We start from the raw sequence: 20,045 nt of genomic DNA on the forward strand, positions 1-20,045 counted from the left end.
CGGGGCGCCGCGCCGCCGGGGCGGGCGGGTCAGCCGCCGGCGGAGATGCCGCGGGGGGCGCCGCCGTCCGGGGCGGGGGCGCCGTCCGGGGTGCCGCCGGAGGCGGGGCCGCCGGAGGCGGGGCCGCCGGGTCCCTGGGAGCCGTCGGCACGGTCGCGGGCGCGCTCGCCGGTGCGCTGGAGGGCGCGCTCGACCACGCCCGCGGTCTCGCCGATGGCGCCGAACAGCGCCAGGCCGGCGCGGCCGAGGTGGCCGGCGACCTCGGGGCCCTTGGTGCGGACGATGCCGAAGAACTGCTCCAGCGGCGGGCGCTCGGGCTCGGGCTGCTCGCGGCGGATGGCCTCCTCCCACACGTCGCCCTTGCGCGGCGGGGCGGAGACGGCGCTGGAGACCCCGCGCCGCACACCCGCGATGATGAGTTTGCGCTGCAGCGCGTCGACCAGCCGGAGCGCGTCGTCGATGATCTCCTGCGACCCGGTGGAGTCGCGGTTCGGCTCTGCCATGGTGGTGCTGCCCCTGTTCGTCGGCTCTGCCGCCACGTTAGCCGCAGCGGCGGACCCGCGGCGCCCCGCGCGGCGGAAACCGGGGACAACCCCGAGGCGGCTCAGGGGCGCGGCGGGCGCGGGCGGCGCGGGGACCGCCCGTGGCCTCCCGGTTCCGGCCCGGTCAGGGTCACCATCGGATACCGAACGAGAACAGGTTCTACCGACAGGTAGTGAATCTTGTTACCGTCGTTGCGTCCCCTGCCCAAGCCGTCTGCCCGGGAGCAACACGTGCGCGAATTCAGCCGTCCCGTGAAGGTCGAGGTCTCCGCCGAGGCCCGCCTGCCCGACACCGTCTTCGCCCGCGCCGCCGAGGAGCCCACCGCGGTCGCCCTCCGGCGCCAGGAGTCCGGCCAGTGGCGCGACGTGTCCTGCCGGGAGTTCCGGGACGACGTCGCCGCGCTGGCCAAGGCGCTCATCGCCGCCGGCATCGAGCACGGCGACCGCGTCGGGCTGATGTCGCGGACCCGCTACGAGTGGACCGCCATCGACTACGCCGTCTGGGCGGTGGGCGCCGTCACCGTGCCGATCTACGAGACCTCCTCCGAGGAGCAGGCGGCGTGGATCCTGGGCGACTCCGGCAGCCGGGCGGTCTTCGTGGAGACGGCCGAGCACGCGGAGCGGGTCGAGGCGGTCCGCTCCGACCTGCCCGGCCTCGCCCACGTGTGGCAGATCGAGGGGAACGCGCTGGCCGCCTTCACGGCCGGCGGCGCGCAGGTGGGCGACGACGTGCTGGAGCGGCGGCGGACAGCGGGCGGCGTGGACGAACTCGCCACCCTCATCTACACCTCCGGCACCACCGGGCGGCCCAAGGGCTGCGAGCTGACCCACCGCAACCTGCTGTTCACCATCCTCAACATCATCCGCGGCCCGCTGGAGGAGGTCTTCACCCTGGAGGGCCGCTCCACCCTGCTGTTCCTGCCGCTGGCGCACTCCTTCGCGCGGATCATCCAGATCGGCTGCATCGAGTCGCGGACGGTCCTCGGCCACTTCCCCACGACCGGCCCCGAGCTGATCGACACCCTGGGCGTGTACCGGCCGACGTTCCTGCTGGCCGTGCCGCGCGTGTTCGAGAAGGTGTACAACAAGGCCGAGCAGAAGGCGGTCTCCGAGGGGCGGGGGAAGATCTTCGCCGCCGCCGCCGACACCGCCATCGCCTACAGCCGGGCACTCGACTCGGGCCGCGTGCCGCTGGCGCTGCGGCTCAAGCACGGCCTGTTCGCCAAGCTCGTCTACGGCAAGATCCTGGCGGCCGTCGGCGGCCGCGCCCGGTACGCGGTGTCGGGCGGCTCGGCGCTGGGCACGCGCCTGGGCCACTTCTTCCGCGGGGTCGGGCTGACCATCATCGAGGGCTACGGGCTGACCGAGACCTCCGCGCCCACCGCCGTGAACTCCCCCGACCGCAACAAGATCGGCACGGTCGGCGGCCCCTTCCCCGGAGTCACCCTGCGCATCGACGAGGACGGGGAGGTCCTGGTCAAGGGCGACCACGTGATGCGCGGCTACTGGGGCAACGAGGCCGCCACCAAGGAGGCGTTCGACGGCGAGGGCTGGTACCGCACCGGTGACCTGGGCGCCCTGGACGAGGACGGCCACCTGAGCATCACCGGCCGCAAGAAGGAGATCATCGTGACCGCGGGCGGCAAGAACGTCGCCCCGGCCGTGCTGGAGGACCGCATCCGCGGGCACGCCATCGTCAGCCAGTGCATGGTGGTCGGCGACAACCGCAACTTCATCTCCGCGCTCATCACCATCGACCCCGACGCGTTCGAGTTCTGGCGGGCGCAGCACAACCGCACCGGGACCATCGCCGACCTGGTGGACGACCCCGACCTGCGGGCGGCGGTACAGGAGGCCGTGGACGACGCCAACAAGGCGGTCTCGCGGGCGGAGTCGGTGCGCAAGTTCACCATCCTGCCCGAGGACTTCTCCGAGGAGGGCGGCCAGATGACCGCCTCCCTGAAGATCAAGCGGCATGTGGTCGCCAAGCAGTACGCGGCGCAGATCGACGCGCTCTACACGGGCTGACGCCCCGCCGCTCCCCCGCACCGCCCGGCGGCCGCCCCGGCCGCCGGGCGGTGCCGTGCCGCCCGCCGGCGGGGCGGGGTCAGCCGGCCAGCAGCGCGTCGAGGCGCCCCGCCGCCGCCTCCCAGCTCCACGCCTCCTCCACCCAGGCGCGGCCGCGCGCGCCCATGGCCGCCGCGGCGTCCGGGTCGCGCAGCAGCCGGACGAGGGCGCGCGCGGTGGGGCCGGGGCGGCGGCCGTCGACCACGAGCCCGGTGTCGCCGTCGCGCACCGCGTCGGGCGCGCCGCCGGAGTCGCCCGCGACCACCGGTAGCCCCGACGCCGACGCCTCCAGGTAGACGATGCCGAGTCCTTCGACGTCCAGCCCCCCGTTGCGGGTGCGGCACGGCATGGCGAACACGTCGCCCGCGTCGTAGTGGGCGGGCAGCTCCGCCGCGGGGACGTCGCCGGCGAAGCGGACCGCGTGGGCGACCCCGCGGTCGCGGGCCAGCGCCGCCAGCCGCCGCCGGTCGGGGCCGCCGCCCACGAGCAGCAGCGCCGCGTCGGGGACGTCGGCGAGGACCCGCGGCCAGGCGCGCAGCAGGGTGTCCTGCCCCTTGCGCGCCACCAGGCGCGACACGCACACCACCACCGGCCGACCGGTCAGCCCGTGGCGCTCCCGGACGGCCGCGCCCCCGGCGCCCGGCCGGAACCGCCCGGTGTCGACGCCGGGGGCGAGCGGGCGCAGGCGCGCGGCGGCGGCCGGGGACAGCGCGCGGGCGAGCCGGCGGCGGGTGTAGTCGCCCAGGTAGGTGAGGTGGTCGGTGTGCTCGCCGACGCTGCGCAGCGCGGCCCGCGCGCCCGGGAGCGCCGCCCACCCGGCCTCGTGGCCGTGGGTGAGGCCGACGATCCGGCGCGCCCCGGCGGCGCGCAGCGCGGGCGCCATCAGCCCCAGGGGGGCGGCGGCGCCGAACAGGACGGAGTCGCAGCGCGCGATGCGCAGGATGCGGGCGGCCCGCCGGGTGGCGGCGGGGGTGGGCAGCAGCACCGGGGTCGACTCGCGTACCACCGGGAACGGCTGCCGCAGGTCGAAGGCCGCCGGGTCGCCCCAGGCGGCGGCGCCGCGCGCGGTGGGCGTGGAGCAGTAGACGACCACGGATTCGGCGGGGCGGCGCAGGGCGAGTTCGTGGACGAACGCCTGGATGCCCCCGGGGCGGGGCGGGAAGTCGTTGGTGACGATGAGGGTTCGGGGCACGGCACCGAGTCTAGGGACGCCGCGCGGGGCGCCGCCCGTCCGGCGCGCGGACGGCGCGCGGGGGCCGGCCGGTCCGGCGGCCCCCGCGCGTGCCGCCGCTAGGGCCGGACCGCGGAGTGGAAGTTGCTCCGGTAGTAGTCGTTCAGCTCGACCTCCATGACCGGCTTGGACGACGTGGAGGCGTGCACCATCCGCCCGTTGCCCACGTACATGCCGACGTGGTCGGGGCCGCCGTAGAAGAAGATCAGGTCGCCGGGCTGCATGGCGTCCCAGGACACCGGCGAGCCGGCGTTGACCTGGTCGTAGGTGGTGCGGGGCAGGTTCACCCCCGCCTCGCGCCAGGCGGCCTGCACCAGGCTGGAGCAGTCCCAGGTGTCGGGGCCGTTGGCGCCCATGCTGTAGGAGTCGCCGATCTGGGCGTAGATGAAGTCCAGGGCGACCCGGGCGTCGCCCGAGGCGTCGCCGGTGTAGGAGCCGCCGGAGGAGTTGCCGGCGGGCGAGATGCCGGAGGTGGCGTCGGCCTGCTCGTCGGCGGTGAGGTCGGCGAGGATGGACTCCTGCTCCTCCAGCTTGTCCTCGGCGTCGGCCTTGGCCTCCTCGGCCTCCTCCAGCTTGTCGGCGGCGTCCTGCTCGGTCTCCTCGGCCTGCGCGGTGAGGTCGTCGAGCTTGTCCTGCTGCTCCAGGTAGTTGCCGAGGGTGGCCTCCTGGCTCTGCGACAGGTAGCCGAGGTCGGCGGCCTGCTCCAGGGCGTCCTCGGGGCCGGCCGAGCCGATCAGGTAGGCGGGGGAGCCGTAGTCGGTCCCGGTGTAGGCGGCGCTGGCGAGGCGCGCGATGTCGTCGCGCATGCCCTCCAGGGCGTCCTCGGTGTCCTGCCGGTCGGCCTCCAGGTCCTCCAGCTTCTCCTGGGCGGCGTCGTGGTCCTCCTTGGCCTGGTTGTAGGACTCGGCCAGCTCGGCGTGGTCCTGCTCCAGCTGCTCGATCTCCTCGCGGACCTCGTCGGCCGTGGGGTCGGCCGCCGCGACGCCGGACGACATGAGCAGCGCGCCGGCGGCGACGAAGCCGACGGTGGCGAGATGCCGACGGTAGGAGCCACGTTCAGGGCGTTGGTCCACGGTGGTGGCGCACCTTTCTGCTGTCCGCCGGACCGGGGTGCGCGCGGGCGTGGGAGCGGGGCACGGGGCCCCGGCCAGGCCGGGATCGGGGCGTGGCGGTGGGGGTCTCCCCAGGAACGGCCCGCGGCGGGCGCGCTCGGGGGCGGCGCCCGGGGGGTTCCCCGGTCTCCGCGGCGCCGGGGGTGGGGGTCGGCACGCGGCGGAGTTCAGCGGGAGCCGGTCGCTGCCACCCTGGTGGTGGCGAGAACGACGACCGCGCTCGGCGACGAACACTAGTGCATCCCCGGCGCCCGACTCAACCGATTCGTTACCATTTTCCGCCCCGTTCGGCGGGTGCCCGACCCGTCGCGCATGGTACGGGGCCCCGGTACGACGACGCCGCCCGGCGCTCCGGGGCTCCGGAGGCCGGGCGGCGGCGGGTGTCGCGGAGGTGCCGTGTGACATTCCGCTCGGCGGCGCGGGGCCGCGGGGCGGGTGCCGCTACGGGCGGACGCCGTACATGAACTGGCCGTCCCAGTAGCCCGAGAGGGAGACGACCTCGACGTTCTTGCCGGTGCGCGGCGCGTGGATCATCTGGTTGTTGCCGACGTACAGGCCGGCGTGGCCCAGACCGGAGAAGAACAGGATGTCGCCGGGCTGCAGGCTGCCGCGGTCGATCTGCGGGCCCGCCTCGGCCTGGCCGTAGGTGGTGCGCGGCAGGCTGACGCCCGCGGCGCCCCAGGCGCGCATGATCAGGCCGGAGCAGTCGTAGCTGTCCGGGCCGGCCGCGCCGTAGACGTAGGGCTTGCCCAGCTGGGAGTAGGCGAAGTCGAGCGCGGTGCGCGCGTCGCCGGACGCCGATCCGGTGTAGGAGCCGCCGGTGTCGGTGCCCTCGGTGGCGGGGTCGGCGGAGGGGAACTCGGCGAGCAGGGCCTCCTGCTCCTCGATCTTCGCCTCGACGTCGTCCTTCTTCTCCTCGGCCTCGTCCTTCTTCTCCTCGGCGTCCTCAAGGGCCGCGTCGGCCTCGTCCTTGAGCTGGAAGAGGCGCTCGGAGGAGTCGCTGAACTCGTCGAGCTTGGCCTTCTGGCTCTCCGAGAGGTAGGTCATGTCGGCGGACTGGCCGAGGAGGTCCTCGGGGTCCTCCGTGGTCAGGACCGTCGTCGTGGCGTCCAGGTCGTTGCCCTGGTAGGCGGCGCTGGCGAACTCGGCGACCTCGTCGCGCAGCTCGTCGTAGCGCTCCTGCTCGTCGCCGACCTCGGCCTCGAGGTCGTCCGCCTTCTCCTTCGCGGCGTCGTAGTCCTCCTTCGCCGCGTTGTAGTCGTCGACGATCTGGCCGGCTTCCTCGTTGAGTTGATCGAGCTTGTCCTCGACCTCCTCCTGAGTCGGCTCCGGGTCGGCGTAGGCGACTCCGGACGGCACGATCAGGCCACCGGCGGCCACGACCCCGATACCGGTCGCGATCCGGCGGGCCGTGCGCCGACCACCCTTGTTCGCCATGGCGGTCCACGCTCCTCTTGGGTCAGTGCACTAACGGGGGATGGGGACGGGGTTCGGCGCCGACGGCGGAAGGGGCACCGGCCCGGTGAGCGGGGACCACGATCCGGTGCGCCACCCACACGTGACGCGGCAGCACGACCGCACCGCCCCTCGATGTCCGGGGACCTCCCGCCGGCGCCGCGGGGCGCGCGTGCCGCCGGGCAGGGGTCCGGCGTCATAACGGGAAGCCGATCAAGCTCCGGGTAGAACCTAGCGGACCGGGTCCCCCACCTCAACCACGACGCCCGTTCCGTACCGTCCGGCACGGAGATCACCCGCGCATCGGCGCTGCCGACAGCGGGCGCGGGCGGCGCGTCACGAATACGTCACACCCGCACACCGGACGGTCCCGCGGACTAACCGGGGGCCTCCAGGCGGCGCAGCAGCAGCGCCGACGGGACCGTGCGCGCGCCCTCGCGGCGCACCGCCGCGACGATCTCCTTGTCGGAGGTGACGACCCCCAGGGGGCGGCCGCGCGGTTCCAGCCGGACCAGCCGCACGATCAGCGCGTCGGCGGTCTCGCCGGGGTCGCTGAACAGCAGCCGCACCCGCCGGGTGGCCGGGGCCGCCACGGGGGTGTCGACGTCGGCGCCGTCGAAGACGCAGGTGATCTCGGCCTTGGTCCGGCTGGCCAGGCCCTCCAGCGACGCGAGCAGGCGGGTCCGCTGGTCGGCCAGCGGCAGCGTGCCGTAGCCGGTCTTGGTGACGTTGTAGCCGTCGACCAGCACGTGCACGCGGGGCAGGGTGAGCAGCCGGTCGACCAGGGCGGGGTCGTCGTTGGGCAGGCCGAGGCCGGGAACGTCGCGCGCGCCGGTCCGGTGGTCGTCGGCCACCAGGTCGGCCGGGGCGGCGATGGAGGTGGGCAGGGCGAGTTCGCGGCGCAGCCCGTGCGAGGCGTCGAGCAGCACGTCGAGCAGCACGCGCAGGCGGGCGTCGTCGACGCTGCGGCCGGTGCGCGCCGCCCGGCGCGCGTTCTCGACCTGGGCCTCGGCGGCGGCGAGGCGGTTGCGCAACCGGCGGTTCTCCGCCTCCACGGCACTGACCTGGGTGGTCGTCGTGGCGGAACGGCCCGCCGCCTCCGCGATCGCCTGCTCGGCCCGCTCGACGGCCTCCCGGGCGCGCTGGCGCTCCCCGTGGATCTTGCGGCGCAGGTCGGCGATGGTGGTGCGCTGCTCGCGGAGCTGCGCGCGCAGCCGGGTCAGCTCCGCGCGCTGCCCGACCCGCAGCTCCTCCAGCCGGCGCCGCAGGTCCGCGATGGTGTCCGCGGCGGCGTCCACCTCGCGGACCTCGGCCCGGCGCTCCAGTTCGCCGTGGACGCCCTCGACGACCTCGCGCCAGCCCTCGGGGCGGAGCAGGTAGGCGGCCGCGCCCACGGCGACGGGGTCCGCCGCCGGGGGCACCACCCCCCGGCGCAGGCCCTCGGCGAGTTCCGGCCACACCTCGCCGACCCGGTCGGCCACCCGCGCCCGGAAACCGGGGTCGCTCTCCAGCTGGGCGGCGATCTGCGGGCCGGCGAGCCGCGCCCGGCGGCGCGGTTCGAACCGGGCGACCCGGCGCAGCACGGGGGGCAGGTCGGCCGGGCGCAGGCCGCCCAGCACGTCCGAGCCGTACTCGATGACCCGCTCCCGCACCGCCTCGGGCAGCGGGCGGCGCAGCGCCGCGTCGTCACCGGAGGCGCCCTCGGCGGAGGACGCCGGGCCGGGTTCGGAGGTCATGTCCGCTCCGCGCCGCTTTCGGCCTCGGTGCCGGAGCCGTGCTCCGCCGCCGGCCGGTCGATGGTCTCCACCGCGTCGACGGCGTTGCACCAGCGGCAGCGGACCTGCTCGACGGTCTCGCCGAGGACCTCGCTCTCCTCCACCCGGTGCGCCCCCGACAGCTCGAAGTGCAGGTAGTCCCGCGACCGCACGCTGCGCGTGACGTCGAAGCGGGTCAGGTTCCCGCACTGCGCGCACCGCCACCGCTGGGTATCGGATGGCACCGAAATGTTCACCGTCGTGTCCTCCTTCGTTGGTTCCGACCCTAGTCCTGAGCACGCCGAACATTCCCGGGAACACGGCGGCGGCCCCGCCGCCGCCGGACCGGGACGCCCGGCCGGGCCGCAGACATCCTGCCACGGCGCACCGCGGGCGGGCCGGGCGGCCGGGTATCGGCCCTGGTCGCGCGCTCGCGGGGGCTCCGGTCCGGTCCGTCGGCACCCGCGTCTACCCTGGCGGGGTGGCAGAGCAGCAGATCGCGGTCCAGGGCACGCTGGACGACCTCGGGACCCCGTTGTCGCAGGCCACCTTCGTCGTGGTCGACCTGGAGACCACGGGGGCGCGGGCGGCGGGCGCGGGCATCACCGAGATCGGCGCCGTCAAGGTGCGCGGCGGCGAGGTGGTCGGCGAGTTCGCCACCCTGGTCAACCCCGGGGTGCCCATCCCGCCGTCGATCACCCTGCTCACCGGCATCACGCACGCCATGGTGGCGCCGGCGCCGCCGATCGAGGCGGTGCTCCCGGCGTTCCTGGAGTTCGCGGGGCTGGACACCGGCACCGTGCTGGTCGCGCACAACGCCCCATTCGACGTGGGCTTCCTGCGCGCCGCGTGCGCCGAGCACGGCCACGCCTGGCCGGTCGGCGCCCCGGTGGTCGACACGGTGCCGCTGGCGCGCCGCCTGGTCACCCGCGACGAGGTCCCCAACCACAAGCTGCACACCCTCGCCGTGTTCTTCGGCGTCCCCGACCGGCCCACCCACCGGGCCCTGGACGACGCGCGCGCCACCGTCGGCGTGCTGCACGGGCTGTTCGAGCGCCTGGGCGCGTTCGGCGTCGACACCGTCGAGGAGCTGCGGTCGTTCCGGTCCGCGCCCACCTCCGCACAGCGGGGCAAGCGGCACCTGGCCGAGGGGGTCCCCGACGCGCCGGGCGTCTACGTCTTCACCGACGCCAAGGGCGACACCCTCTACGTCGGCAAGAGCCGCAGCCTGCGCCGCCGGGTGCGGTCCTACTTCACCGCCGCCGAGACGCGGGGCCGCATCCGCGAGATGATCGCCCTGGTCGAGGGCGTCACCCCGATCGTGTGCGCCACCGAGCTGGAGGCCGAGGTCCGCGAGCTGCGGATGATCGCCGGGCGCAAGCCGCCCTACAACCGGCGCTCCCGCAACCCCGAGCGGGTGTCCTGGCTCAAGCTGACCGCCGAGGCGTTCCCCCGGCTGTCGGTCGTGCGCGCCGTCCGCGACGACGGCGCCCCCTACGTGGGCCCGTTCCGCTCCGCCCGCGACGCCGAACTGGCCCGCGACGCGCTGCACCACGCCTTCCCGCTGCGCCAGTGCACACACCGGTTCGGCCCGGGCCGCCCGGTGTCGGCGTGCGTGCTGTTCGAACTCGGCCGGTGCGGTGCGCCCTGCGAGGGCCGCGAGTCCCCCGACGACTACGGCCGCCACGCCGCGGCCGCCCGGGACGCCATGACCGGCGACGCCACCGCCGTGGTGGCCGCCGTCACCGGGCACATCACCGAGCTGTCCGCGCAGCTGCGGTTCGAGGAGGCCGCGACGCACCGCGACCGGCTCGCCGCGTTCCTCACGGGGGCGGCCCGCGCCCAGCGCCTCACCGCGCTCGCCGCGACCGGCCGGCTCGTCGCAGCGCGGCGCGCCGGCGCCGACTGGGAGGTGCACGTCGTCCGGCACGGCCGGCTCGCCAACAGCGGCGTCATGACCCCCGCCTCCGACCCGGCGGCCTTCGTCGCCGCGCTGGTGGCCACCGCCGAGACCGTCGAGCCCGGCGCGGGGCCCGCGCCGCGCGCGGCCGCCCAGGAGACCGAGTGCGTGCTCCGCTGGCTCGACTCCCCCGGTGTGCGGCTGATCGAGGTCGGCGCGCCGTGGACATGTCCCGTCAATGGTGCGGAAAAGTACCGGGAGCTGACAGACTGGGACCGCGCGGCCGGGGCGTTCCCGCGGTGATCCGGCGCGCGGCCCGCCGACCCGGCGGCGCCCCCGCACCCGGACACGGACGGATGGCGTGATATGGCGGGTATGCCGCTCAGCGACGACTACCCGGTCCGCCGCGTCCCCGTGGTCACCTACCTGCTCATCGCCGCCAACGTCGCCGTCTACCTGATGTCGCCCATGTCGGCGCTGGCCGCGTGGTACGGCTCCGACCTGCTGGCGCGCGAGTGCTTCGCCGAGGCGTACCTGATGCGCTGGGCCGCGGTGCCCGCCGAGCTCCTCAGCGGCCACCAGCTCGACGCGCCGGTGTGCGGCGGCGCCGAGTTCACCAAGATCCCGTGGCTGTCGGCGGTCACCTCGATGTTCCTGCACGGCGACGGGTTCCACCTGCTGAGCAACATGGTGTACCTGTTCGTGTTCGGCCCGGTGGTCGAGGACCGCCTGGGCCGCGCCCGCTACCTGGTGCTCTACACCGCCGCGGGCGTCGCCGCCACCTACGCGTTCGCCCTCACCGCCGGCGACCCCACGGCCCCGCTCGTGGGCGCCTCGGGGGCGATCTCCGGCGTGCTCGGCGCCTACCTGGCCGTGCAGTTCCGCAGCCGGGTCATCACCCTGGTGTTCTTCGTGCTGCCGGTGCGGCTCCCCGGGTGGGCGCTCGTGGGCACCTACTTCGTACTCCAGTATTTTCTGTACATCAGCGCCTCGCTGTTCCCCGGCGGCGCCGACACCGGCGTCGCCTACGCCGCGCACGTCTACGGGTTCATCGCCGGGGTCGTCGGCGGGGTGCTCGTCTACCGCATCCGCTGGCGCGCCGGCACGCGGCTGTCCGACGTCCACTGACGCCGGCCCCCGGCGCCGGCCGACCGCAGCCTCAGGAGGGCACACCCGTGATCACCGCGATCGTCATGATCAAGGCCGACGTCGACCGCATCCCCGAGGTCGCCGAGGCCATCGCCGAGATCGAGGGGGTGAGCGAGGTCTACTCGGTCACCGGCGGGGTCGACCTGATCGCCATGGTGCGGGTGCGCCGCCACGACGAGCTGGCCGACGTCATCCCGGGCCGGATCAACCGGGTCGCGGGGGTGCGGTCGTCGGACACCCACATCGCGTTCAGCGCGCTCTCCCAGCACGACCTGGAGGCCGCGTTCTCCCTGGGCATGGACTAGGCCGTGCTCCCGGGCCCGTCCGGGCCCGCTGATCCGGAGGCGTCCGGGAAGCACCCCCGAGACCGCGGCGCCCGGGTCCGACCCGGGCGCCGCCGCCGGCTCAGCGGCGCTTGGCGTGCGCCTGGCTGATCTCCACCCAGGCGTCGAGCACCCCGGCCGCCGCGCCGCCGTCGACCGCCGCCGCGGCGCGCTCGTAGGCGGCGCGCAGCGCCTCGGGCAGCGGCCCGGGGGCGTCCTCGGCCGCCACCACCGCCGCGGCCGCGTTCAGCAGGACCGCGTCGCGCACCGGGCCGGCGGCCCCGGCCACCACTTCGCGCACCACGCGGGCGTTGTACTCGACGTCGCCGCCGCGCAGCGCGCCGGGCTCGGCGCGCGGGATACCGATGTCGGCCGGGTCGAGCACCGAGTGGCGGACCTCGCCGTCCACCGCCCGCCACACCTGCGAGGTCGTGGTGGTGGTCAGCTCGTCCAGGCCGTCGTCGCCGCGGAACACCAGCGCCGAGGTGCCCCGGCGGGCGAACACGCCCGCGATGACCTCGCACATGCCGGGGTCGAACACCCCGATGGCGCCGGCCGACGGCCGGGCCGGGTTGGTCATCGGGCCGAGGAAGTTGAAGACCGTGGGCACGGCCAGCTCGCGCCGGGTGCGCGCGGTGTGCCGCAGCGCGGGGTGGAACAGCGGCGCGAAGCAGAAGGTGATGCCGGCCTCCTCGGCCACCCGTGCGACGTCCTCGGGGCGCAGGTCGATGACCACGCCCAGGCGCTCCAGCACGTCGGCCGTGCCGCACGACGAGGACGCCGACCGGTTGCCGTGCTTGACCACCTTGACGCCGACGGCGGCGGCCACGATCGCGGCCATCGTGGAGACGTTGACGGTGTGCGCGCGGTCGCCGCCGGTGCCGACGACGTCGACGGTGCGGCCGGGCACGGTGATCTGGACGGCGTTGTCCATCATCCCCGCCACCAGGCCGGTGACCTCGTCGACGTCGGCGCCCTTGGCGCGCAGCGCGACGGCGAAGCCGGCGATCTGCACGTCGCTGGCCGAGCCGGCCATGATCTCGTTCATGGCCCAGCCGGTCTCGTCGGCGGTGAGGGAGCGGCCCTCCAGCAGGGCGGTGATGAGTTCGGACCAGGTGCGTTCAGGGGTGCTCACGGGAGCGGTCCTCCGGAGGTTCGGGGCGGTGGTCGGCGGTGGTGGTCAGGGCCGCCATCGCGCGATGTCGGCCCCGTGGTGGGCCGCACCGTTGCGGAACCGGGAGGACCGGCCGCCGTGGGCGGCCGCGTGCTGCGCCATCTGGTCTCCTTCGCGCGGACCCGGCGGGCCGTCGGCGCGCCGGGTGGGCGTGCGCGGCCCCGGGCGGCGGCCGGTGCGGCCGCCGCCCGGGGCGGCGCGGGGAACTCAGCGGGAGACTACCCGAGGGCGGCGGTGGCGGCGGCCCGCTCGCGCATCAGCTCGGCCAGCGACTCCGCCAGCGCGACCGGGTCGATCGGGTGGCTGACGACCCGGTCGGCGCGCGACCACGTGGCCAGCCAGCCGTCGTCGCGGCGGCCGATCAGCAGCAGCACCGGCGGGCACCGGTAGATCTCGTCCTTGATCTGCCGGCAGACGCCCATGCCGCCGGCGGGGGCGGTCTCGCCGTCGAGGATCGCCACGTCGATCCGCTCGTTCTCCAGGCGCTTGATCACGCCGGGCGCGGTGGCGCACTCGACGAACTCGACCTTGGGCACATCGGCGGCGGGCCGCCGCCCGATGGCCAGCCGGACCTGCTCGCGGGTGCGCGCGTTGTCGCTGTAGACGAGGATCCGCATCTTCGGGGCGCGCTCCGCGTCCGCGGAGCCGCTGTCCATCCTGCTCGACATGCTCGACCGTCACCGTCCCTTTGCGTAGCTCGGCGGGGCGCGCCGGAGTGCGCCACCTCACACCCGAGCCTATTGCCCGCGCGGCGGCGCCGGCACGGCAGGATGCCCCGCGGCGCCCCTCCCCCGCCCGCGGAGCGGGGCGCGGACGCCCGCGGCGGCGCCCGGGCGCGGCCGGCCGGACCCCGCCGGACGCGGGGCGATCACGGCCGGATACCGTTGTCGCCGCCGATCGGGGCCCTATCGGGGGGTCGTGCACCAACCCCTGCCGGATGCCGCAATAATGCAAGCGTGGCGACAGCAACCGCGAACCGAGAAACAGGACCGACACCCGTACACGGTGCGGCTAAGCGACCTGACCTGGTGAGCGTTGGCACCATCGTGTGGTTGGCCAACGAGCTCATGTTCTTCGCAGCGCTGTTCGCGATGTACTTCACCATCCGATCGGTGACCAAGGGCAACCCCGACCTGGGCGAGTGGCCAGCCGCTCACCTCAACGTCGAGTGGGCCCTGGGCATCACCGTCATCCTGGTGGCCTCCAGCTTCACCGCGCAGGCAGGCGTTTGGGCCGCCGAGCGCGGTGACGTCCGGAAGCTCCGTATGTGGTTCTTCATCTCGTTCGCCATGGGCCTGGTCTTCGTACTGGGCCAGGCGTACGAGTACTACGAGCTCATCACCGTGGAGGGACTGACACTCCAGTCCAACGCCTACGGCTCGATGTTCTACCTCACCACGGGTTTCCACGGTCTCCACGTCATCGGTGGTCTGATCGCGTTCCTGATCATGCTGGGACGCACGTACGCCGCGAAGCGCTTCACCCACCAGCAGGCCACCAGCGCCATCGTCGTGTCTTACTACTGGCACTTCGTTGACGTGGTCTGGATCGCTTTGTTCGCAACCATCTACTTCATTCAGTAACCCGAAACGGGGAAACCGTGAAATGGATCACCGCGCGGCGACGGCATCCCCTGGCGGGGTATGTCGTCGTCATACTCGCGCTCACGTTGTTCGGCGTGGGCTACGCCTATCTGGCGCCCGGCGCCGACCGGGCCGAGGCGCAGACGCTGGCCGCTGAGGCAACGGCCGACGACGAACAGACCGACTACGCGCTGGGCCGGGACATCTTCACCCAGAGCTGTGCGAGCTGCCACGGCGACGCCGGGACGGGGAGCCAGAACGCCCCCGACATCACCGACGCCGGCGCCGCGGCGATCGACTTCCAGGTGAGCACCGGCCGTATGCCGTCGATGAACCCCGACGCGCAGATGCCCCGCAAGCCGCCGGCGTTCACGCAGGACGAGATCGACGCGCTCATCACGTACTACGAGGCGGAGATCGGCTCCGGCCCCGCCATCCCCGAAGAGGTCCCGGGCACCGCTCCCGAGCGGGCCGACTTCGAGGACGAGGAGGCCTACGAGGCCGCCCACGCCGAGTACGAGGCCTCCTACGAGGCCTACCTCGACGGCGCCGAGGACGTCGAGGCCGGGATGAAGCTCTACCTGACCAACTGCGCGCACTGCCACAGCTGGTCCGGCGAGGGCGGCGCCCTGACCGACGGCAAGTGGGCCCCCGAGCTGCACGAGGCCAGCCCGCGCCAGCTCTACGAGGCCATGGTCACCGGCCCCGGCCAGATGCCCGTCTTCAACGACATGACCATCACGCCCGAGGAGAAGCAGGACCTCATCGCGTACGTGAAGGACCTCCAGGCCGAACCCAACGCCGGCGGCATCTTCGACCTGAACCGCATCGGCCAGGTCGCCGAGGGCTTCATCGGGTGGACGGTCGGTCTCAGCCTGATCGTGGCGTGCGCGATCTGGATCACCGCGAAGCAGCGAGCCCATGACTGATACCAACCCCAACAACGACAACGAGGGCATCGACGGTTCCGGCCGCGTCATCGGCACCCCCTCGTCGGCCGGCGGTGACCGCCTGGTCGCCGCGCCGGCGGACCCGCACGAGGAGCACGAGGGCGCCTACCCGGCCGCCGAGACCCACGGCCGCCCGGAGGAGATGCAGCGGCGGGGCGAGCGCCTCGCCTCGCTGTGGTTCGTCGTGGCGTTCGTGGCCGGCGTGCTGTTCTTCGTGGCGTACTTCTGGTGGAACTCCGCGGAGATCGCCGACCCGCGCATCGGCCAGTACTCCAACATGGCGCTCGGCGGCTCGCTGGCCCTGGCCCTGTTCGCCATCGGCGCGGGCATGACCGTGTGGACCCGGCAGGTGATGCCGCACTACGAGGTCGGCTCCCCCTACGACGAGCTGCCCTCCTCCCCCGAGGAGAAGGGCTCCTTCGGCGACTTCTTCATGCGGAGCGCCGACGAGAGCGGCTTCACCAAGCGCCCGCTGCTGCGCCGCACGCTGCTGCTGGCCATGGCTCCGCTGGGGCTCGCGCCGATCGTGCTGCTGCGCGACATGGGCCCGCTCCCGGGCGACGTCCTGCACAGCACCACGTGGCGGCGGGGCATGCGGATGGTGGTCGAGGGCTCCCACCGCGAGGGCCCCAGCACCTGGATTCGCGCCGAGGACCTGGAGAACCAGCCCGGCGCGATGATCTCCGCGCTCCCCTACGTGGAGCCCACCGAGGAGCACCCGCACGGGCTCAGCCTCAACGACCAGGCCAAGGCCGTCATCCTGCTGATCAAGATGCCGGACGGCGCCTTCAAGCCCACCATGACCGAGGAGCAGCTCGGCTGGACGTACAACGGGATCATCGCGTACTCCAAGATCTGCACGCACGTGGGCTGCCCCGCTGCGCTGTACGAGCAGGGCACGCACCGCATCCTGTGCCCGTGCCACCAGTCGACGTTCGACGCCGCCGACGGCGCGAAGGTCGTCTTCGGCCCGGCGCACCGGCCGCTTCCGCAGCTCCCCATCTCGGTCGACGCCGAGGGCTATCTCGTCGCCGACGGTGACTTCTCCAGCGCCGTCGGTCCGACCTTCTGGGACGCGGAGAGGGGTGCCTAGCAGATGAGCAGGTCAACCCAGGCGCCGAAGGCGCTCCGAGGCGCCGGCAACTGGATCGACGACCGGTTCCACCTGGCCAAGACCGGTGAGAAGAACCTCCGCAAGGTCTTCCCCAACCACTGGTCGTTCATGCTGGGTGAGATCGCGCTGTACTCGTTCATCATCCTGCTGCTGACCGGCGTGTTCCTCACCCTGTGGTTCAAGCCGAGCATGGCCGAGATCGTCTACGACGGCTCCTACGAGCGGTTGAACGGCGTCACGATGAGTGAGGCGTACGCGTCGACGCTGTACATCGACTTCGACGTCCGCGGCGGCTTCCTGGTCCGGCAGATCCACCACTGGGCCGCGCTGATCTTCGTGTCGTCGCTGGTCGTGCACATGCTCCGGGTGTTCTTCACCGGGGCGTTCCGCAAGCCGCGCGAGATCAACTGGCTGATCGGCGTCGCCATCTTCACGCTGGCGATGCTGGAGGGCCTCTTCGGCTACTCCCTGCCCGACGACCTGCCCTCGGGCATGGGCGTGCGCATCCTCCAGGGCGTGATGCTGTCGCTGCCGGTCATCGGGACGTACGTGTCGATGTTCCTGTTCGGGGGCGAGTTCCCCGGGCACGACATCATCCCGCGGCTCTACATGATCCACATCCTGCTGATCCCCGGGATCCTGCTGGCGCTCATCGCGGCGCACTTCATGATCCTGTGGCACCAGAAGCACACCCAGTACCCGGGGACCGGGCGGTCGAACAAGAAGGTCGTCGGCACGCCGATGTTCCCGGGCTTCGCGGTGAAGGCGGGCGGGTTCTTCTTCTTCGTCTTCGCCGTCACGGTGGGGCTCAGCGCCTTCGTGCAGATCAACCCGGTGCACCTGTTCGGGCCGTTCACCCCGACGTCCATCACCTCCGGGCTCCAGCCCGACTGGTACATGGGCTTCATGGAGGGGTCGCTGCGGCTCTTCCCGAACTGGTTCGACATCAACATCGCGGGCTACGCCATCCCGACCGGCGTGCTCGTGCCGGGTCTGGTCATCCCCGGCCTGCTGTTCGGCGGGCTCGCGGCCTGGCCGTTCCTGGAGGCGTGGATCACCAAGGACAAGCGCCACCACAACATGGCCGACCGTCCGCGCAACGCCCCGGTCCGGACCGGGCTGGGCGCGGCGGGCATCACGATCTACGGCCTGCTGTGGGTGGCCGGTGCCAACGACATCATCTCGGAGACCTTCTCCATCAGCCTGTACGCGCTGAGCTGGTTCTTCCGGTTCGCGGTCATCATCGGACCGTTCATCGCGTTCATGGTGACGAAGCGGATCTGCCTGGGCCTGCAGCGGCGGGACCGGGAGACCCTGGAGCACGGCTACGAGAGCGGCACCATCCAGCAGCTGCCCAGCGGTGAGTTCATCGAGGTCCACAAGGAGTCCTCGACGGACACCGTGCACGTGCTGCAGAGCAAGGAGCCCGTGGAGCGGATCGTCGTCGACGCCGACGGCGTCGACGACAACGGGGTGGAGTCGCCCGAGAAGCGCAGCCTCTCCGGCGGCCTGCGCTCGCGGCTCGCCCACTGGTTCACGAAGGACAACATCTCCTTCGAGGGGGTGCGCCCGCACAGCGGCCACCACCTGCACCACGGCGGGCACAGCGAGGAGACGGCGGCCGAACAGCCCGCCGCCACCCACTGAGCCGCACGCTCGGAGCCCATCGGCGGCCCGGTCCCCCTCGGGGGGCCGGGCCGCCGCCGTTTCCGGGCCGGGCCGCGCGCGGCCGGTCCGGGGCCGCCCGTCCGGCGCACCGCGGCGGCCCGCGGGTCGGACCGAGGGCGGCCGCGCGGGCTCCGGCGCCGCCGGTGCCCCGTGCCCGCGGCTTCGGCCGCTGGGCGCTGCTCAGCGCCCGCCCTCCGGCCGCCTCGCGGCCGGACGACCGGATCCCCCGCCCCCTCCCCCGCCCGCCCGGTGGCGGCCGCCTGAGCGGCGATGGGCGGCCGGCGGGCGGCGGGACCTGCGGGGCGGGCTCCGAGAGACGGGCTCCGAGGGGCGGTGTCCGGCCCGCGTCCGGACCGCCCCCTGCCCGGGCCGGGCAGGGGCCCGGGCAGGGGGCGGTCCGGAGACGCCTGAGGGCCCCTCCCCGGACGGGAAGGGGCCCTCACGTGCGGACCGGGGCGGCGGGGCGCTACTCGGCCTCGCCCTGGACGGAGCCGGGGGTGCCGGTGTCGTCGGTCGCGTCGGGCTCACCGGTGGCGCTGTTCTCCAGCCACTCCTCCCAGGAGCGCTGGTAGAAGCCCCACCCGTTGTCGACCTCCAGCTCGCGGTCGGTGCCCTCCACGATGAACGGGTCGCCCATGTAGGACTCCTCGTAGAACCACTTGGCGTCCTCGGTGCTCATGTTCGTGCACCCGTGGCTGGCGTTGGCCTCGCCGAGCTGCCCGTTCCACGGCGCCGCGTGGGTGAACTCGCCGCTGTTGGAGAACCGGACGGCGTAGTTGACGTCGAGCTTGTACGCCTCGGGGCTGCCCTCGGGGATGCCGACCGTCGAGGAGTCCATGACCAGGTGCTCGTACTTCTCCATGGTCAGGTGGATACCGCTGGTGGTGGTGTAGCGCTCGGTGTCGGCGCGCCCGTTGCTGATCGGGAACTCCTTGACCACCTCGCCGTCGCGCTCGACGGTCATGGTGTGGGCGGCGTCGTCGACCGTGGTGATCTGCTCGCGGCCGACCTCGAACTCCAGGCGGTGGTTCTCGATGCCGAACACGCCCTCTGCGGCCTCGACCCCGGCCAGCCGCAGGTCGACGGTGATCTTCTGGTCCGGCTCCCAGAACTCCTCGGGCCGGAACACGGCCATCTGGTCGCCGAACCAGTTCCACGCGCCCTGGGCGGGCTTCTCCGAGACGACCTCGATGGAGTTCTCCACCTGGGCCTTGTTCTCGACGGGCAGGTCGAAGTTGACGATGACCGGCATGCCCACGCCCACGGTCTGGCCGCTGGTGGGGAAGTTCGACTGGAGTTCCAGGCGCTGCCCCTCGGTGGCCGGGAGGGTGCTGAACTCGCTGACGACCTCGGTCTCCTCGCCGGCCTCGTTGACGGCCGTGGCGGTGACGGTGACGTCGGTGCCGGGCACGAGGTTGCCGTCGCTGACCCACTCGGTCTCGTCGTCGTTGAGGGTGCCGGCGACCGCGTAGAGGTCCTCGGGCGCGGCCTCGGCGCCCTCCCCCTCGCCCTCGGGGGTGTTCTGCTCGTCGGCGGGCGCGACGTCCTGCTCCACCCGGACGTCGGTGAGGGTGCCGCCGGAGGCGGTGACCGTGACCGGGAGGTTGGGGCGGACCTCGGCGGCGCCGTCCTCGGGGGTGATCTCGACCTGGACGGCGTCGCCCTCGCCTTCGGCGCCCGCGGGGTCGGCCGTTCCGCCCCCGCCGGTGCACGCCGCGGACAGGAGGAGGGCGAGCCCCGCCGCTCCGGCCCCCGCGCGCCGGTAGATGGTGGGTACTGCGCTGTCTCTCACCCGTGCGACCTCCACGTCCCGTTCCGCGGCGGCCCCTCGGGAGGCGCCCGCCGCGCCGGTGTACTCCCCCACCGGTCGACCCCTGACAAAGACGACCGTACCGCCCGACATACCGACAGGAGGTATTCGGTCGCCCGAAAAAGGATACCCCGGCCGGTCGGCGGCCTCCGACGAGGCCGCGACCGGCCGGGGCCGGGAAGCGGGGACGCCCCGCCGCGGTGTGCGGCGGGG

Annotated in this window: 17 protein-coding genes; 8 read left to right on the forward strand and 9 right to left on the reverse strand. The window is 73.6% G+C overall.

The features are described from left to right. Nucleotides 1–29 precede the first annotated feature (29 nt). A complete protein-coding gene (locus NT8_RS30300) occupies nucleotides 30–503 on the reverse strand; it encodes a hypothetical protein (protein ID WP_067971253.1) in 474 nt (157 codons plus the stop codon). A gap of 270 nt (nucleotides 504–773) precedes the next feature. Here NT8_RS30300 and NT8_RS18865 point away from each other — a divergent pair, with 270 nt between their 5' ends. Further along, complete coding sequence (locus tag NT8_RS18865) at nucleotides 774–2,570, forward strand: AMP-dependent synthetase/ligase (protein WP_067971254.1); 1,797 nt, start codon at nucleotides 774–776, stop codon at nucleotides 2,568–2,570. A gap of 79 nt (nucleotides 2,571–2,649) precedes the next feature. Here NT8_RS18865 and NT8_RS18870 read toward each other — a convergent pair whose 3' ends face one another. The 5 genes from NT8_RS18870 to NT8_RS18890 all read right to left on the reverse strand — a co-directional run bounded on the left by NT8_RS18870 (nucleotide 2,650) and on the right by NT8_RS18890 (nucleotide 8,418). Then, nucleotides 2,650–3,801 (reverse strand): glycosyltransferase family 4 protein, encoded by a 1,152-nt coding sequence (locus NT8_RS18870; protein ID WP_067971255.1) that lies wholly within the window; start codon nucleotides 3,799–3,801, stop codon nucleotides 2,650–2,652. 98 nt (nucleotides 3,802–3,899) lie between these two features. Beyond that, a complete protein-coding gene (locus tag NT8_RS18875) occupies nucleotides 3,900–4,913 on the reverse strand; it encodes a C40 family peptidase (RefSeq protein WP_067971257.1) in 1,014 nt (337 codons plus the stop codon). A 480-nt stretch (nucleotides 4,914–5,393) separates the two neighbouring features. Beyond that, complete coding sequence (locus NT8_RS18880; protein ID WP_067971259.1) at nucleotides 5,394–6,389, reverse strand: C40 family peptidase; 996 nt, start codon at nucleotides 6,387–6,389, stop codon at nucleotides 5,394–5,396. A gap of 395 nt (nucleotides 6,390–6,784) precedes the next feature. Continuing rightward, the gene (locus NT8_RS18885; protein WP_067971261.1) at nucleotides 6,785–8,143 is read right to left on the reverse strand and encodes an NYN domain-containing protein; all 1,359 of its coding nucleotides are present in this window, start codon (nucleotides 8,141–8,143) and stop codon (nucleotides 6,785–6,787) included. After that, nucleotides 8,140–8,418 carry a hypothetical protein gene (locus tag NT8_RS18890; RefSeq protein ID WP_067971262.1) on the reverse strand — a complete coding sequence of 93 codons (279 nt, stop codon included), beginning with the start codon at nucleotides 8,416–8,418 and terminating at the stop codon, nucleotides 8,140–8,142. Before NT8_RS18890 ends, NT8_RS18885 begins: the two co-directional genes overlap by 4 nt. 224 nt (nucleotides 8,419–8,642) lie before the next feature. Here NT8_RS18890 and NT8_RS18895 point away from each other — a divergent pair, with 224 nt between their 5' ends. The 3 genes from NT8_RS18895 to NT8_RS18905 all read left to right on the forward strand — a co-directional run bounded on the left by NT8_RS18895 (nucleotide 8,643) and on the right by NT8_RS18905 (nucleotide 11,515). Beyond that, nucleotides 8,643–10,364 (forward strand): DEDD exonuclease domain-containing protein, encoded by a 1,722-nt coding sequence (locus NT8_RS18895; protein WP_067971264.1) that lies wholly within the window; start codon nucleotides 8,643–8,645, stop codon nucleotides 10,362–10,364. A gap of 63 nt (nucleotides 10,365–10,427) precedes the next feature. After that, nucleotides 10,428–11,189 carry a rhomboid family intramembrane serine protease gene (locus NT8_RS18900; RefSeq protein WP_067971265.1) on the forward strand — a complete coding sequence of 254 codons (762 nt, stop codon included), beginning with the start codon at nucleotides 10,428–10,430 and terminating at the stop codon, nucleotides 11,187–11,189. A 47-nt stretch (nucleotides 11,190–11,236) separates the two neighbouring features. Beyond that, nucleotides 11,237–11,515, forward strand: a complete 279-nt coding sequence (locus NT8_RS18905) for an Lrp/AsnC family transcriptional regulator (RefSeq protein WP_067971266.1) — start codon at nucleotides 11,237–11,239, stop codon at nucleotides 11,513–11,515. Between the two features lie 100 nt (nucleotides 11,516–11,615). Here the strand turns inward: NT8_RS18905 and trpD are convergent, their stop codons facing one another. Both trpD and NT8_RS18915 read right to left on the reverse strand, forming a co-directional pair. Beyond that, nucleotides 11,616–12,668 (reverse strand): anthranilate phosphoribosyltransferase, encoded by a 1,053-nt coding sequence (gene trpD, locus NT8_RS18910; protein ID WP_067971268.1) that lies wholly within the window; start codon nucleotides 12,666–12,668, stop codon nucleotides 11,616–11,618. Nucleotides 12,669–12,925: 257 nt separating this feature from the next. Further along, on the reverse strand, nucleotides 12,926–13,363 hold the full coding sequence (locus tag NT8_RS18915) for a DNA-binding transcriptional response regulator (RefSeq protein WP_067971270.1): 438 nt from the start codon (nucleotides 13,361–13,363) through the stop codon (nucleotides 12,926–12,928). 300 nt (nucleotides 13,364–13,663) lie between these two features. Between NT8_RS18915 and ctaE the strand changes: the two genes are divergently transcribed. Genes ctaE through qcrB form a run of 4 tightly spaced genes read left to right on the forward strand, consistent with a single transcriptional unit; the run spans nucleotide 13,664 to nucleotide 18,001 of the window. Next, nucleotides 13,664–14,290 carry an aa3-type cytochrome oxidase subunit III gene (ctaE, locus tag NT8_RS18920; RefSeq protein WP_169805233.1) on the forward strand — a complete coding sequence of 209 codons (627 nt, stop codon included), beginning with the start codon at nucleotides 13,664–13,666 and terminating at the stop codon, nucleotides 14,288–14,290. Nucleotides 14,291–14,307: 17 nt separating this feature from the next. Further along, nucleotides 14,308–15,219 (forward strand): cytochrome bc1 complex diheme cytochrome c subunit, encoded by a 912-nt coding sequence (gene qcrC / locus NT8_RS18925; RefSeq protein WP_067971276.1) that lies wholly within the window; start codon nucleotides 14,308–14,310, stop codon nucleotides 15,217–15,219. Next, complete coding sequence (gene qcrA / locus NT8_RS18930; protein ID WP_067971278.1) at nucleotides 15,212–16,333, forward strand: cytochrome bc1 complex Rieske iron-sulfur subunit; 1,122 nt, start codon at nucleotides 15,212–15,214, stop codon at nucleotides 16,331–16,333. The genes qcrC and qcrA overlap by 8 nt, the downstream gene beginning before the upstream one ends. 3 nt (nucleotides 16,334–16,336) lie before the next feature. Beyond that, on the forward strand, nucleotides 16,337–18,001 hold the full coding sequence (gene qcrB / locus NT8_RS18935) for a cytochrome bc1 complex cytochrome b subunit (protein ID WP_067971280.1): 1,665 nt from the start codon (nucleotides 16,337–16,339) through the stop codon (nucleotides 17,999–18,001). Between the two features lie 487 nt (nucleotides 18,002–18,488). Here the strand turns inward: qcrB and NT8_RS18940 are convergent, their stop codons facing one another. Further along, nucleotides 18,489–19,814, reverse strand: a complete 1,326-nt coding sequence (locus NT8_RS18940) for a L,D-transpeptidase (protein WP_067971284.1) — start codon at nucleotides 19,812–19,814, stop codon at nucleotides 18,489–18,491. Between the last annotated feature and the right edge of the window lie 231 nt (nucleotides 19,815–20,045).

The sequence above is a fragment of the Nocardiopsis trehalosi NBRC 14201 genome (genome assembly GCF_001552555.1).
Classification (GTDB): Bacteria; Actinomycetota; Actinomycetes; order Streptosporangiales; family Streptosporangiaceae; genus Nocardiopsis_B; species Nocardiopsis_B trehalosi.

Excerpts from the sequence above, each read along its gene's own strand:
- NT8_RS30300 (WP_067971253.1), bottom strand. The coding sequence starts at position 503 with ATGGCAGAGCCGAACCGCGACTCCACCGGGTCGCAGGAGATCATCGAC.
- NT8_RS18880 (WP_067971259.1), bottom strand. The coding sequence starts at position 6,389 with ATGGCGAACAAGGGTGGTCGGCGCACGGCCCGCCGGATCGCGACCGGT.
- NT8_RS18885 (WP_067971261.1), bottom strand. The coding sequence starts at position 8,143 with ATGACCTCCGAACCCGGCCCGGCGTCCTCCGCCGAGGGCGCCTCCGGT.
- NT8_RS18900 (WP_067971265.1), top strand. The coding sequence starts at position 10,428 with ATGGCGGGTATGCCGCTCAGCGACGACTACCCGGTCCGCCGCGTCCCC.
- NT8_RS18915 (WP_067971270.1), bottom strand. The coding sequence starts at position 13,363 with ATGGACAGCGGCTCCGCGGACGCGGAGCGCGCCCCGAAGATGCGGATC.
- qcrA (WP_067971278.1), top strand. The coding sequence starts at position 15,212 with ATGACTGATACCAACCCCAACAACGACAACGAGGGCATCGACGGTTCC.
- qcrB (WP_067971280.1), top strand. The coding sequence starts at position 16,337 with ATGAGCAGGTCAACCCAGGCGCCGAAGGCGCTCCGAGGCGCCGGCAAC.